Here is a 13,062-nt window from a genome sequence, read left to right as displayed (position 1 = left end):
CGTCTTTTCTTCTTCTGTTCTATATAATACATATGAAAACTCCTCTTTCAATTGTAAAGAGGAGGGAAGAGAGGGAAGTGTATAGAGACAAGTTTGTTTTTCGACACTCTGAAAATAGCCTCCTGACTAGGAGGCTATCTTGTATATAAAGAAAGTTTATGTTTTAATACCCACTGTAAAATAGCATATGTCAAAATGCCACACCCGATAAAATACATATAGTGAAATGGGGTAGATTCACTGCCATCAATGAATACTTCGCTGCCAAGAAGTCCGAAACAAATGGAAGTACATATTGAAAAATAGACATGAAGTTTTTGATATAGCAATATCTTTCCATTCTGTTCATTTGGTGAACGTGCATACAAATAGGCTCCTAGAGGCAGACAAATAAGTATATAAATAGCCGGACTTAGTAGTGTCCATGCAGACGGAATATGATGATAAGCAGGTCCCGCATGTACATCTCCATATTCATCTTTTATAGCTTCTCCTTGCGGTTGATAATTATAGTTAATATTAAAATGCATAAGAGGGGATAATGTGCTTGTATTTTCTATATACATGGAACTTTTACGATAGACCTTGTCATATTCTTTTTCTGATAAATCAACATGTAATGCAATGAACGGAAACGCAAGTTGAGAAATGTAAATCGGGAAAATCAATAAAATGTAACTTAGCGCTCCTTGTGAAACAATATTTCCTGTAATGCTTCCGATAAAAAGGGCTAATGTATAAACTGCAATTAAAGTCATGCTTGTATAAATAAAGTATAGATGAAACGGTGTAAATGATTGATAATCGGCGTGTATCGTAGTTTTATAGATGATATACATAAGGAACCAGTTTACGCTAAGTGCACTTACGATATGGATCGTACCGAATAACCATTTTGATGAAAATAAATGTGAACGTTTAAATGGCATAGACCATAAGAAATCATTTGTTTGATTATGACGCTCCCAGCCTATTAATATGACCGCTAATCCAATTAAAAGCAGGCCAGGGAAAAATGTAGGATGATCTCCGCTCAAATGATAAGAATAGTACGTATCCGTCGTTTCACGTAAATACTTAGTTCTGTACAGTGCGTCTCTATAATATCCATATGGTAAGAGATATAAGGTACTGAGCCAGAATAATACGATGACATATTTTCCTTGTTTCCAGTTTCGCAACCATAGTGCTTTATGGAACATACAATTCACCTCGGTTTATTATTGGTTGAAGTAATATTCTTATCTTCCTACTAAAGAAAATCTCCATTTTAGTAGGCGAGATAGAATGAGATAAGTGATACCCCCCGTGCCTAGAAAACCGATGTAATAGCTTGCCAACGAATTGATTCCTCCTAGTAAACGAGCACCCAGTAAGGCAAAGCATGTTACCGTACAAATGATAAAGAACTTTTGTAGCTTCGGAAAAAGTAGTATTTTTCCATTTTGTTCGTTAGGTGACCGAGCGTATAAGTACGTACTTAATGGTAATAAAATTAATGTATATAGGATTGGGCTTATTAATGTCCAGAGAGACGGAATAGAACTATAGTTAGGTTCATTGATTTGTTTGCTTGTTTTATCATCTGTACCGGCATACTGCGGAGCGTAATTAAAATGAATTTTAAAATGCATCATCGGTGAAAATACCGTAAGTTTTTCAACATTATTCATATATGCATTCTCTCGTTCGTAAGTTTTCGCATACGAATGATTCGTATGAACAGAAATGAATCCAGCAATCAAAAGAGACAATACGAACGGTAAAATAAGAACAATTGTAGTTAAAAGACCTTGTGATACAATATTTCCAGCGATTGTTCCAATACATAGTGTTAGCGTATAGATTGCAACGAGTACGATTGCTGCGTATAGAAAGTAATAGTGAAACGGTGAAAATATTTGATATTTATTATGAAAAGTTGTTTTTTTCAAAATGGCGAAAATTCCCCAGTTTAATACTAGAACGCTTATAATATTACAAACACCAAAAAGCCATTTTGTAAGAAAGATATGTGTTCGTTTGAATGGCATTGACCAAAGGAGTTCGATCGATTGATTGTGACGCTCCCAGCCAATGATTACACAACCTAAAATAATAACAAGTGCCCCTTGTATTACTATAGTTTCTTCAGGGAAAATATAGTTGTAATGAAAACGATAATTCCATTTCATATTATCGTGGAAATAATTTAGTTGTTTTACAGATGCCAAATAATATCTGCACGATAGTATATAGAAGTTAACGAGCCAAAATAACCATACGATATATTTACTTTGCTTGTATGTTTGAAGCCATAGTGCTTTTTGAAACATAGGATCGCTCCTTTAAAAGATTTTATATTTCCCTTGCTTCCAGTTTCGCATCCATAATGCTTTATGGAACATGTAATTCACCTCTATTTATATGTGCTCGCTTCTTGATTAAAAATATCGTTATCTTCCACCAAAAGAAAACTTCCATTTCAGCAAGCGAGTTAAAATCATATAACTAACCATTCCTGCTCCTAAAAACGTTATATAGTAAATCCATAAAGCACCTATTCCAAATATTCGTCCTGCAAGTAATGCAAAGCAAAGGACAGTACAGCCAATGAACCATTTCTGTAGCTGTGGAAACAATAGAATTTTCCCGTTATGTTCATTAGGAGAGCGTGTATATAAAATGATTGCTAATGGTAAAAATAGAATGATATAAACGAATGGATTCAGCAATTTCCACACAGGTGGAATTGATGTTTTCTCCATAGGATTTTTGCTAGGTACTTCTGAGATTTTCCCGTTCTGGTCGAATTTCTCTTCAGGATAGTAGTTGTAACTAATGTAAAATTCATGGAACGGTGCAATAATGCTTACTTGTTCTAAGTAATATTCAGTTTTACTCTCGGTTTTATATCGATCCTCGGTTGCCCCTCCAGTATGAACAAAAACAAATCCAGATATCAGTAAAATTAAACCATACGGAAGATATAAAATGACCGCAGTTAAAGTGCCTTGTGAGAAAATATTTCCAGTAATTGTTCCGATGAATAAAGAGAATGTATAAATAGCAATTAGTACAATTGTTAGGTAGATAAAATAAGTATGAAATGGACTAAAATCTTGATAAGCGTTATGAAAAGATACTTTTTTAATTCCCCACATACTAATCCAGCAAACACAATTCACGATTATAATATTAAAAACACCAAACAACCATTTTGTTAGAAAAATATCTTTTCGCTTAAAAGGCATAGAGAAAAGAAAATCGGCTGATTGATTGTTGCGCTCCCAACCAATTAAAACACAAGCGAGTGCGATGAGCATAATGCCTTGTATCAGGACAGGTTCATCTAATTGAAAATGATAGGAATAATAATATATATGATCCCATTTCATTTTTGACTGCCTCAGCTCTGATTGTGCAGCACTATAATAGGCATAAGGAAGTATATATAAACTACTTAACCAAAAGAGTAGCAGTACATATTTCCCCTGTTTAAACGTCCGCATCCATAGCGATTTATGAAACATGTGACCCCTCCTCAAAAGCCGTAACGAATACATCCTCAAGTGACATTGGCAATTCTTCTAATAAGAGCGGCTGTTCTTTATGGAATTTTTCTAACGTAGTTGCTACGTTGTCTTCGATTAAAACAGTGTATACTTTTCCGGTTTGCTGTAATACTTTCACGTTGCTTAAGTTTTCTAGTTTTTGTGGGAGTGAACGTTCATAAGCGACTTGAATTTTGGCATAACGTGATTTTGTATCGTCTAAAGCTGTGACAGATGCGATTGTATGATCTTTTAAAATGATGATTGTGTCTGCGATTTTTTCGATTTCATCTAAGTGATGCGTCGAGATGAGAATGGTAATTTCGCGTTCTGCTACTTCTTCAATTAAAAATTGCAGGATTTGTCTTTTTACAATTGGATCCAGTCCGTTTGTTGGCTCATCTAAAATTATGTATTCTACACCGGTAGAAAAGGCTAAGATCATTGCTAGTAATGCTTTCATTCCGCGGGAGTAGCTGCGAATGCGTTTGTCTGGTAAGTTAAAACGCTCTAGTAATTCATAGAAATAGTCTGCATTGAAATTATGATAGACTACTTTATAGAATTTTACGATTTCTTTTACCGTATATCCGCTTAATACATTTGTAGAGTCTGGAACAAATACAACTGTTTGTTTCACTTCAGGGTGTTTGTGCACGTCAACTTCGTTATAGGTAACAGTTCCTTCATCTGGATTTAAGATTCCAACGAGTGTCCGTAATAATGTTGTTTTTCCAGCTCCGTTTCTGCCGAGTAATCCGGCAATGCTCCCTTTTTTTAAAGTAAATGAAACATCTTCTAATATCGTTTGATTATCAATTGTTTTCTTTACGTTCGTCACTTTTAACATGAGTGTTTCCTCCTAGCTCTTTATAGTATGAATCAATCCAATCATGAATTTTTTCTTTTGAAATACCAAGATACGAAGCTTCTAGTAACAATTGATGGAATTGTTTTTCTACCATAGCGATTTTCCTTTCATCTTGTGCGGGAGTAATGGATTGCGAGACGAATGTTCCTTTGCCGCGCAGCGTTTCGATAATTCCTTGTCGTTCTAATTCTTGATAAGCCTTACTCACTGTGTTCGGATTAATTACAAGTGAAGAGGCAAGTTCACGAACGGAAGGGAGTTTATCGCTAGATTCGAGCATCCCTCTTAGAATTAACTCTTTAACATTATGAACAATTTGTTCCCATATCGGAGTGTTGCTTCTTGGATCTAGTTGAATGTGCAAGAGCAAAGTCTCCTTTCTAATAAAAAGTATGAGTGTACTAATAGGTGTAATACACTTAATACAATATATAGTACATTATCATTTGTCAATCATATTTTTAGAAAATTATGGTATAAAACCCCTTCGTTTGGAAAAAATAGGTGTGATATAGAATGGAGGGTTAGTCATGAAGCGATTAATAGGAATACTTGTTTGTTTCATGTTATTGCTTTCCGCTGTTCCAGTTGGTTTTGCACAGTCTGAGAAAAAAGAAGCGGAAGCGGAAACAAAACCAAAACTAGCGGAACAAGCATCGTCAGCAATTGTGATTGAGCAGGATACAGGGAAAGTTTTGTTTGACAAAAATCCCAATGAAAAGTTGCCACCTGCTAGTATGACAAAAATTATGACCATGTTACTCATTATGGAACAAATCGAAAAAGGAAAATTAAAACTGACAGATAAAGTGAGAACGAGTGAACACGCTGCTTCTATGGGAGGTTCACAAATTTTCCTTGAACCTGGTGAAGAAATGTCAGTCGATGAAATGTTAAAAGGCATTGCCATTGCATCTGGAAATGACGCATCAGTTGCCGTTGCTGAACACATTGCTGGATCAGAAGAAGGATTTGTAGATAGGATGAATAAAAAAGCAAAAGATTTAGGACTAAAAAATACTCATTTTCAAAATCCAACAGGTCTTCCAGCAAAGGATCATTATTCAACGGCATATGACATGGCCGTTATGGCAAAAGAATTGATGAAATACCCATTAATCCGTAAATATACAGGGAAATATGAAGATTATTTACGAGAAGATACGGATAAGAAGTTTTGGCTTGTAAATACAAATAAGCTTGTTCGTTTCTACCCAGGTGTTGACGGTGTAAAAACAGGATTTACAACAGAAGCAAAATATTGTTTAACCGCATCTGCAGAACGAAACGGGATGCGTGTCATTTCTGTTATTATGGGCTCTCCAACATCAAAGGAACGAAATGCGGAAGTAACAAAGCTTCTTGATTATGCATTTAGTCAATATATGACGAAAAAGATGTTTACAAGAGGTGAAAAAATTCAAACGGTAAAAGTAGGAAAAGGCAAAAAAGAAACAGTCGACTTAGTAGCTTCTGAAAATGTTTCCCTTCTAATGAAAAAAGGAGAAACAATGAAGAATATTAAAAAAGAAGTAGTTGCTGAGGAGAAGGTGAAAGCTCCAATTAAAAAAGGAGATGCCTTAGGTACACTTGTTATCAAAAAAGGGAATGAAGTGCTACTCAAACAAACAATTGTTGCAAAAGAAGATGTTGCAGCAGCGAGCTGGTGGGAGTTATTTAAACGAAGTTTTGGGATGTTTTCGACATCGAAATAGCGGCAATATAGTTGCCGCTTTCTCTTTTAGTAATTTTACTGTGATGCGATAGTGAGAGATGGTTGCGGCTATGCATGGCCAGATGCTCTCGTCCGCTGAAAAAGAATGGTTGTATGTCGGTTTTTTAATTTGGATTTGTAGAGAAGGTTCATTTTATGACGAAATAGTACTTCTTTTGTCAGGTGGAAGGATTCTACAGTTATTTTAGAGAAAACTTCTTATATATTTTGCGTGTATACGCGAATTTTGAATGTAAGGAGGAAATAGAGTGAGTCTTTCCATCCATTTAGAAGTAAAGCGTGACGTCTTATGTGTTCGTTTAGCAGGCGAACTAGATCATCATACTGCTGAAGAGTTGCGAGCGAAAGTAACTGATATGATTGAGACGCATCATGTTCATCATATTATTTTAAATTTAGAGCAATTAGCATTTATGGATAGTTCTGGTCTTGGTGTTGTATTAGGAAGATATAAACATGTCAAAAGCTTAGGCGGCGAAATGGTTGTTTGTGCAATTTCTCCTGCTGTAAAACGCTTATTTGAGATGTCAGGGCTATTTAAAATTATTCGGTTAGAAGAAGATGAAGCGCATGCGCTCGCGACATTGGGGGTGGCATAGATGAGAAATGAAATGAACCTTCAATTTTCTGCATTAAGTCAAAATGAATCGTTTGCTCGTGTTACAGTTGCAGCTTTTATTGCACAGCTGGATCCAACGATGGAAGAGTTAACGGAAGTGAAGACCGTCGTGTCTGAGGCAGTAACGAATGCCATTATTCACGGATATGAAGGAAATCCAGATGGCATTGTCTATATTATGGTTATTTTGGAAGATGATATGGTAAAGTTAACAATTCGTGATGAAGGGATTGGAATTCTAGATTTAGATGAAGCAAGGCAACCCCTTTTTACAACTAAACCCGAATTAGAGCGTTCTGGAATGGGATTTACCATTATGGAAAATTTTATGGACGAAGTAGAGGTTATTTCTAATGAATCTTTCGGGACAACGATCCATTTGACGAAGCATCTATCAAAAAGTAACGCTCTATGCAATTAAGGAGAATTGCCTATGGACATAGAGGTCAGAAGTGAAAAAGGAAAAGGGCAGTTAAAGGATCAGGAATTAAAAGAATTAATTAAAAGAAGTCAACAAGGCGATCAAGGAGCGAGAGATTTAATTATACAAAATAATATGAGGCTTGTTTGGTCTGTTGTACAACGTTTTTTAAATCGCGGTTACGAGCCGGAGGATTTGTTTCAAATTGGCTGTATTGGGTTGCTAAAGTCTGTTGACAAATTTGATTTATCTTTTGATGTAAAGTTTTCAACATATGCAGTTCCAATGATTATTGGAGAAATTCAACGTTTTTTACGTGATGATGGAACAGTGAAAGTAAGTCGTTCGTTAAAAGAAACGGGAAATAAAATTCGTAAAATGAAAGATGAATTATCAAAAAAGTATGGCCGTACACCGACAATTACCGAAATAGCAGAGGCGCTAGAACTAACGCCAGAAGAAGTTGTAATGGCGCAAGAAGCAAGTCGAACACCATCGTCGATACATGAAACGGTGTATGAAAATGATGGTGATCCTATTACTATTTTAGACCAAATTGCGGATCGCTCTGAAACAAAGTGGTTTGATAAGATTGCGTTAAAAGAAGCAATCCGTGAATTAGATGAGCGCGAACGATTGATTGTTTATTTGCGGTATTATAAAGACCAGACACAATCGGAAGTAGCGGAGCGTTTAGGGATTTCTCAAGTGCAAGTATCAAGGCTGGAAAAGAAAATATTAAAGCAAATGAAGGAACGAATAGGCGAATAGTCTATTCGTTTTTTTATTTAAAAAAAGTTGTATTAGAAAAATTTCCAATATCCATACTACAACTACGAGGAATAGTTAAGAGGTGATTGGAGTGGAGCAAACGATATATGTAAAGATGAGGAATCGTCTACAAGTGTCGCCTGCTTATGAGATTAAAATTGGTGACGTTGCACAAGTAGTTGGAGAGTCACGAATTGTAGATCAGATAAAACGACAGGTTATATACAAAATCACAAAGAAAGATAAAACGCATGTTGTAATTGATGTGATGAAAGTGATTCAGAGTATTCGGCAGTATTCTAGCAGTTTAGAAATTAATTTGCTCGGTTCAGCGCAAACGATTGTTGAAATTGTATATGAAAAAAAACAAGTAAATCCATTTTTCTTTGGAATGGTGTGGTTATTACTGTTTGTCGGGGCGGCTCTTGCGATTATTTATTTTCACGAAGATGTTAGTATGCAGCAAGTGCATCAACGTTTGTATTACATGATTACAGGAGAAAGTAACAAAAAGCCACTTTTATTTCAAATCCCATATTCGTTAGGGCTTGGACTTGGAATGATTCTTTTTTTTAATCACGTATTTCAAAAGCGTATTAATGAGGAGCCAAGCCCATTAGAAGTTGAAATGTTCCAATACCAGCAATCTCTCGATCAATATGTAATGATGAATGAAAACAAAGAAATGATAAAGAACATTCAAAATGATTGAATATATTGGAGTAATTTTTATTGGATTTGCTGGTGGAATTGCTGTTGGAGGAGGCTATGTTGCATTTTTAACTGTATTAGGTATGATTCCAAGACTCGCTCAGTTAACGAAAAGTGGTCATCGTGTGCAATCTTATGAGTGGGCTGTTGTGAGCGGGGCATTAAGCGGTACGTGGTGTAGTCTACGCGATGTTACATTGCTGGCTTCACCGTATTGGCTTTTGCTCCTTGGGTTGTTATGCGGCACGTTTATCGGAATGCTGGCTGCTGCTTTAACAGAAGTACTGAATGTACTTCCAATATTAGCGAAACGTGTTGGGGTTGATGGGAAAATTGTTATTCTTCTTATCGCACTTGTTCTTGGAAAGGTGGTAGGATCTTTATTTCATTGGATTTATTTTGTGAAATAGGAGGCATGTCAGTGGCACAGCATAAGTTAAAAGATAATTATACGAATAACGTGAAAGAGTATCATCCAAAACCTAACTATATGATGAATTGTCTGAAGGCTTTTGTTGTGGGAGGGCTTATTTGTACATTAGGTGAAGCTTTGATGAAGGTGTATATACACTACTTTGATTTTACGGAGAAAAATGCGGGAAATCCGGCAATCACAACACTAATATTACTGTCGGCTATTTTAACAGGACTTGGTGTATACGATAAACTTGGACAATTTGCGGGAGCCGGGGCAGCAATCCCAGTAACTGGATTTGCGAATTCAATGGTGAGTGCAGCAATGGAGCATCGCAGTGAAGGAATTGTTCTTGGGATTGCCACAAATATGTTCAAAATTGCGGGTAGTGTAATTGTATTTGGGGTTGTTGGGGCGTATGTTGTAGGTCTCATTCGGTATACATGGAAGCTCCTCCAATGATGGAAGTTTCAGCTTATGTAAGTAAAGGAGAAGGTAGATGAGATTAACTGGGAAGCAAACGTGGTTATTTCAAAACGATATATATGTGAATGCGACGGGAACGGCTGTTGGACCGGATGAGGCAAAGGGGCCGCTTGGAGATAGTTTTGATATTACATATGATGATTTGCATTGCGGAGAAGAGAGCTGGGAATTAGCGGAAAGAAGGTTAATGAGAGAGTCGATTCAACAAGCATTGCGAAAAGAAAAGATGCAAGCATCTGATATCGACTTATTTTTAGCTGGAGATTTATTAAATCAAACAGTTACAGCAAATTATGTTGCTAGAGAGCTTTCGATTCCATTTTTAGGCATGTTTGGAGCGTGTTCCACTTCAATGGAGACGCTAGCTGTTGGCGCAGCATTTATTGATGGGGGATTTGCAAATCGTGTGTTAGCAACAGTCAGTAGTCATAATGCCACAGCTGAAAGGCAATTTCGTTATCCAACAGAGTATGGAGGACAAAAGCCAACTACAGCGACATTTACTGTTACAGGAGCTGGTACAGCTTTAATTAGTCGGGAAAGAAGTTCAATTAAAGTTACATCAGCAACCATTGGAAAAGTTCAAGATTTAGGTATAACAGATCCGTTTGATATGGGGTCTGCAATGGCCCCTGCTGCAGCTCATACAATTGGGCAGCACTTTGAAGATTTAAACAGAAGCGCAGCAGATTACGATTTAATTGTGACGGGTGATTTATCAGGAGTTGGAACACCAATTGCGCGGCAGCTTTTGTTAGATGAAGGCTATGATTTAGGGAATGTTTATAATGATTGCGGTTTAATGATTTATAGGGATGACCAGCAAGTATTTGCGGGAGGAAGTGGCTGTGCTTGTTCCGCAGTAGTAACATATGGACATTTAATGAAAGAAATGAACAAGGGGAATTTGGGGCGGATTTTTGTCGTGGCAACAGGTGCTTTGCTAAATCCGATCATGATTCAACAAAAAGAATCGATTCCAACGATTGCACACGGTGTCGTATTTGAAAGAATAAAAGGGGTGTAATATGTGGAATTTATATATGCGTTTTTAGTTGGAGGGGCGATTTGTGTTGTCGGACAACTTCTGTTAGATTTTGCGAAATTAACACCTGCACATGTGATGGCAATTTTCGTAGTAGTTGGTGCTATATTAGATGGTTTTGGCATCTATGACAAACTGATTCAGTTTGCAGGAGCGGGAGCGACTGTCCCAATTACAAGTTTTGGTCATTCTTTATTGCATGGTGCGATGGAAGCAGCAGAAAAGTATGGTTATCTTGGGATTGGAATGGGAATGTTTAAGTTAACATCTGTTGGAATTTCAGCAGCGATTTTGTTTTCATTTTTAGCAGCACTTATTTTTAAACCGAAAGGATAAATAAGATGAGAAGAAGGGTTATTTTGGTGACAGACGGAGATGAATATGCGCAGCGAACAATCGAGTTACTGGCAAAGGAGTTTGGTGGACGATGCATTTCGGCATCGCAAAGTAATCCAACGAAATTAACAGGGAGAAAGATTGTTGAGCTTATCATGCAAACACCACATGACCCTGTTTTTGTTATGTTTGATGATAGTGGATATATTGGGGAAGGATCAGGAGAAAAAGCATTAAAATATGTGGCAATGAATAAACAAGTCGATGTGATTGGTGTGTTAGCTGTTGCCTCTAATACGCATCATTGGGAATGGGCACGTGTGGATGTAAGTGTCGATCGAGAAGGACGATTAACTGAATATGGCGTTGATAAATTTGGATTGGCGGATATTGAAATAGGAAGAATTAACGGTGATACCGTTTACTGTTTAGATGAATTGCATGTTCCTATTATTGTTGGAATCGGTGATATTGGGAAAATGTACGGCAATGATGACTGGAAACGTGGGTCGCCAATTACAAAACAAGCAATTCAATTAATTTTAGAAAGGAGTGGGTTTTATGACCAACACAAAAAAGACTAATATACCAATTTCTTCATTTTTAAGCGACAATGAAAATTATTTAAAGCAAACAGTTGGACTTGGCGTTACCTTTGATGTGGGAATTCGTAAATTTCATATTTTAGATAGAGAAATTGGTGTTTTGTTTGTAAATGGTTTATGTGATACGAACTATATCATACACATTCTCGAAGAGGCTATTGATACGAATGAAATACAAAGGTATGGAGAAGGTATGGTAAAGTTGTTAGAAAATCGTCTGATTCATCAGCAAGTAAGTAAAGTAAAGACGATGGATGATGTCATATTGCAAGTTCTATCAGGCTTAATCGTTATTTTTGTGGAGGGAGAAACAGAAGCGTTTGTAATCGATGTTCGGAGCTATCCAGGACGAACTCCAACAGAGCCAGATACAGAGAAAGTTGTTAGAGGTGCACGCGATGGATTTGTTGAAAATATTATTGTAAACACAGCTCTTATTCGGAGACGTATTCGTGATCCTCGTTTACGACACGAAATTATCCGGGTGGGAGAGCGGTCACAAACAGATCTTTGTATCGCATATATACAAGATATTGCGAATCCTGATTTGGTGAAAATAATAAAGCAAGAGATAGAAAATATTCAAATCGACGGTGTAACAATGGCAGATAAAACAATTGAGGAGTTTCTTGTGAAACAAGGGTACAACCCTTTTCCGCTTATTCGATATACAGAAAGACCAGACGTCGCTGCGAATCATTTGTTAGAAGGACATGTTTTACTCTTAACAGATACTTCTCCTAGCGCAATTATTACACCGACAACATATTTTCATCATTTACAGCATGCAGAGGAGTTTCGGCAAAATCCTGCTGTTGGAACATTTTTACGCTGGGTTCGTTTTCTGGGTGTTGTATTTTCTCTGTTCTTATTGCCACTTTGGCTTGCGTTTGTACTGGATCCGGCTTTATTACCAGAAAAGTTAGCGTTTATTGGACCGAATAAAGTGACTAATATACCAATTGCTTTGCAGATTATTTTAGCAGAAGTAGGGCTGGAATTTCTGAGGATGGCATCAATCCATACACCAACGCCGCTGTCATCAGCAGCTGGGTTAATTTCGGCTATATTAATTGGTCAAATTGCAATTAATGTCGGTCTATTTGTACCAGAAGTCATTTTATATACTGCCATTTCTATGATTGGATCTTATGCAACGCCAAGTTATGAATTAGGATTAGGGAATAAAATCGGTAAATTATTCCTAATTGTATGTACTGCCTTATTTCAAGAAATAGGATTTGTTATTGGAATGACAGTGTTAATTTTATTTTTAGCATCCATTAGAAGTTTACAAACGCCATATCTTTGGCCGTTTCTTCCATTTGATTGGGAAGCATTGGTGAAAATTTTAATTCGCCCATCTATTTCTAGTTTGAAGGTACGTCCTAGCATCGTCCATCCTCAAAATATAAAGAGGCAAAAATGAGCAGAAGAATCAATTCTGCTCATTTTTGTTTTAAATTTATCTGGTTTTAACAAAAACATAACATTTCTTTTGTACACTAGAAGTA

16 protein-coding genes are annotated in these 13,062 nt (G+C 36.6%); 11 read left to right on the top strand and 5 right to left on the bottom strand.

The features are described from left to right. Positions 1–134: 134 nt before the first annotated feature. The 5 genes from Q9306_RS00445 to Q9306_RS00425 form a co-directional block, all read right to left on the bottom strand. Positions 135–1,202 carry an ABC transporter permease subunit gene (locus Q9306_RS00445; protein ID WP_306194116.1) on the bottom strand — a complete coding sequence of 356 codons (1,068 nt, stop codon included), beginning with the start codon at positions 1,200–1,202 and terminating at the stop codon, positions 135–137. 39 nt (positions 1,203–1,241) lie between these two features. Beyond that, complete coding sequence (locus Q9306_RS00440; RefSeq protein WP_306194113.1) at positions 1,242–2,315, bottom strand: ABC transporter permease subunit; 1,074 nt, start codon at positions 2,313–2,315, stop codon at positions 1,242–1,244. 120 nt (positions 2,316–2,435) lie between these two features. Beyond that, positions 2,436–3,512: an ABC transporter permease subunit gene (locus Q9306_RS00435; RefSeq protein WP_306194111.1), complete on the bottom strand. Its 1,077-nt coding sequence runs from the start codon at positions 3,510–3,512 to the stop codon at positions 2,436–2,438. Then, positions 3,502–4,383: an ABC transporter ATP-binding protein gene (locus Q9306_RS00430; protein ID WP_306194109.1), complete on the bottom strand. Its 882-nt coding sequence runs from the start codon at positions 4,381–4,383 to the stop codon at positions 3,502–3,504. The genes Q9306_RS00435 and Q9306_RS00430 overlap by 11 nt, the downstream gene beginning before the upstream one ends. Further along, on the bottom strand, positions 4,349–4,768 hold the full coding sequence (locus Q9306_RS00425) for a GntR family transcriptional regulator (protein ID WP_306194107.1): 420 nt from the start codon (positions 4,766–4,768) through the stop codon (positions 4,349–4,351). The genes Q9306_RS00430 and Q9306_RS00425 overlap by 35 nt, the downstream gene beginning before the upstream one ends. A 166-nt stretch (positions 4,769–4,934) precedes the next feature. Here Q9306_RS00425 and Q9306_RS00420 point away from each other — a divergent pair, with 166 nt between their 5' ends. From Q9306_RS00420 to Q9306_RS00370, 11 genes are all read left to right on the top strand, one after another. Continuing rightward, on the top strand, positions 4,935–6,119 hold the full coding sequence (locus Q9306_RS00420; RefSeq protein ID WP_306194105.1) for a D-alanyl-D-alanine carboxypeptidase family protein: 1,185 nt from the start codon (positions 4,935–4,937) through the stop codon (positions 6,117–6,119). A 268-nt stretch (positions 6,120–6,387) separates the two neighbouring features. After that, positions 6,388–6,738 carry an anti-sigma F factor antagonist gene (spoIIAA, locus tag Q9306_RS00415; protein ID WP_306194102.1) on the top strand — a complete coding sequence of 117 codons (351 nt, stop codon included), beginning with the start codon at positions 6,388–6,390 and terminating at the stop codon, positions 6,736–6,738. Continuing rightward, positions 6,739–7,179 (top strand): anti-sigma F factor, encoded by a 441-nt coding sequence (gene spoIIAB / locus Q9306_RS00410; RefSeq protein ID WP_306194100.1) that lies wholly within the window; start codon positions 6,739–6,741, stop codon positions 7,177–7,179. 12 nt (positions 7,180–7,191) lie between these two features. Continuing rightward, positions 7,192–7,950, top strand: a complete 759-nt coding sequence (gene sigF / locus Q9306_RS00405) for an RNA polymerase sporulation sigma factor SigF (RefSeq protein WP_306194098.1) — start codon at positions 7,192–7,194, stop codon at positions 7,948–7,950. 91 nt (positions 7,951–8,041) lie between these two features. After that, positions 8,042–8,662, top strand: a complete 621-nt coding sequence (locus tag Q9306_RS00400; RefSeq protein WP_306194095.1) for a stage V sporulation protein AA — start codon at positions 8,042–8,044, stop codon at positions 8,660–8,662. Beyond that, entirely contained in the window at positions 8,655–9,071 is a 417-nt protein-coding gene (locus tag Q9306_RS00395; protein WP_306194092.1) for a stage V sporulation protein AB, read from the top strand. Before Q9306_RS00400 ends, Q9306_RS00395 begins: the two co-directional genes overlap by 8 nt. Before the next feature lie 11 nt (positions 9,072–9,082). After that, the gene (gene spoVAC / locus Q9306_RS00390) at positions 9,083–9,538 is read left to right on the top strand and encodes a stage V sporulation protein AC (protein ID WP_306194088.1); all 456 of its coding nucleotides are present in this window, start codon (positions 9,083–9,085) and stop codon (positions 9,536–9,538) included. A gap of 37 nt (positions 9,539–9,575) precedes the next feature. Then, positions 9,576–10,589 carry a stage V sporulation protein AD gene (gene spoVAD / locus Q9306_RS00385; protein ID WP_306194085.1) on the top strand — a complete coding sequence of 338 codons (1,014 nt, stop codon included), beginning with the start codon at positions 9,576–9,578 and terminating at the stop codon, positions 10,587–10,589. Positions 10,590–10,592: 3 nt separating this feature from the next. After that, positions 10,593–10,943, top strand: a complete 351-nt coding sequence (gene spoVAE, locus Q9306_RS00380; RefSeq protein WP_306194082.1) for a stage V sporulation protein AE — start codon at positions 10,593–10,595, stop codon at positions 10,941–10,943. A 5-nt stretch (positions 10,944–10,948) separates the two neighbouring features. Next, entirely contained in the window at positions 10,949–11,527 is a 579-nt protein-coding gene (gene spoVAEA, locus Q9306_RS00375) for a stage V sporulation protein SpoVABEA (RefSeq protein ID WP_306194079.1), read from the top strand. Then, positions 11,505–12,977 (top strand): spore germination protein, encoded by a 1,473-nt coding sequence (locus Q9306_RS00370; protein WP_306194077.1) that lies wholly within the window; start codon positions 11,505–11,507, stop codon positions 12,975–12,977. The genes spoVAEA and Q9306_RS00370 overlap by 23 nt, the downstream gene beginning before the upstream one ends. The last annotated feature ends 85 nt before the right edge of the window (positions 12,978–13,062 follow it).

The organism is Bacillus multifaciens (assembly GCF_030756675.1).
Taxonomy (GTDB): domain Bacteria; phylum Bacillota; class Bacilli; order Bacillales; family Bacillaceae_G; genus Bacillus_A; species Bacillus_A multifaciens.
This window is presented reverse-complemented; position numbering and strand designations above follow the sequence as displayed.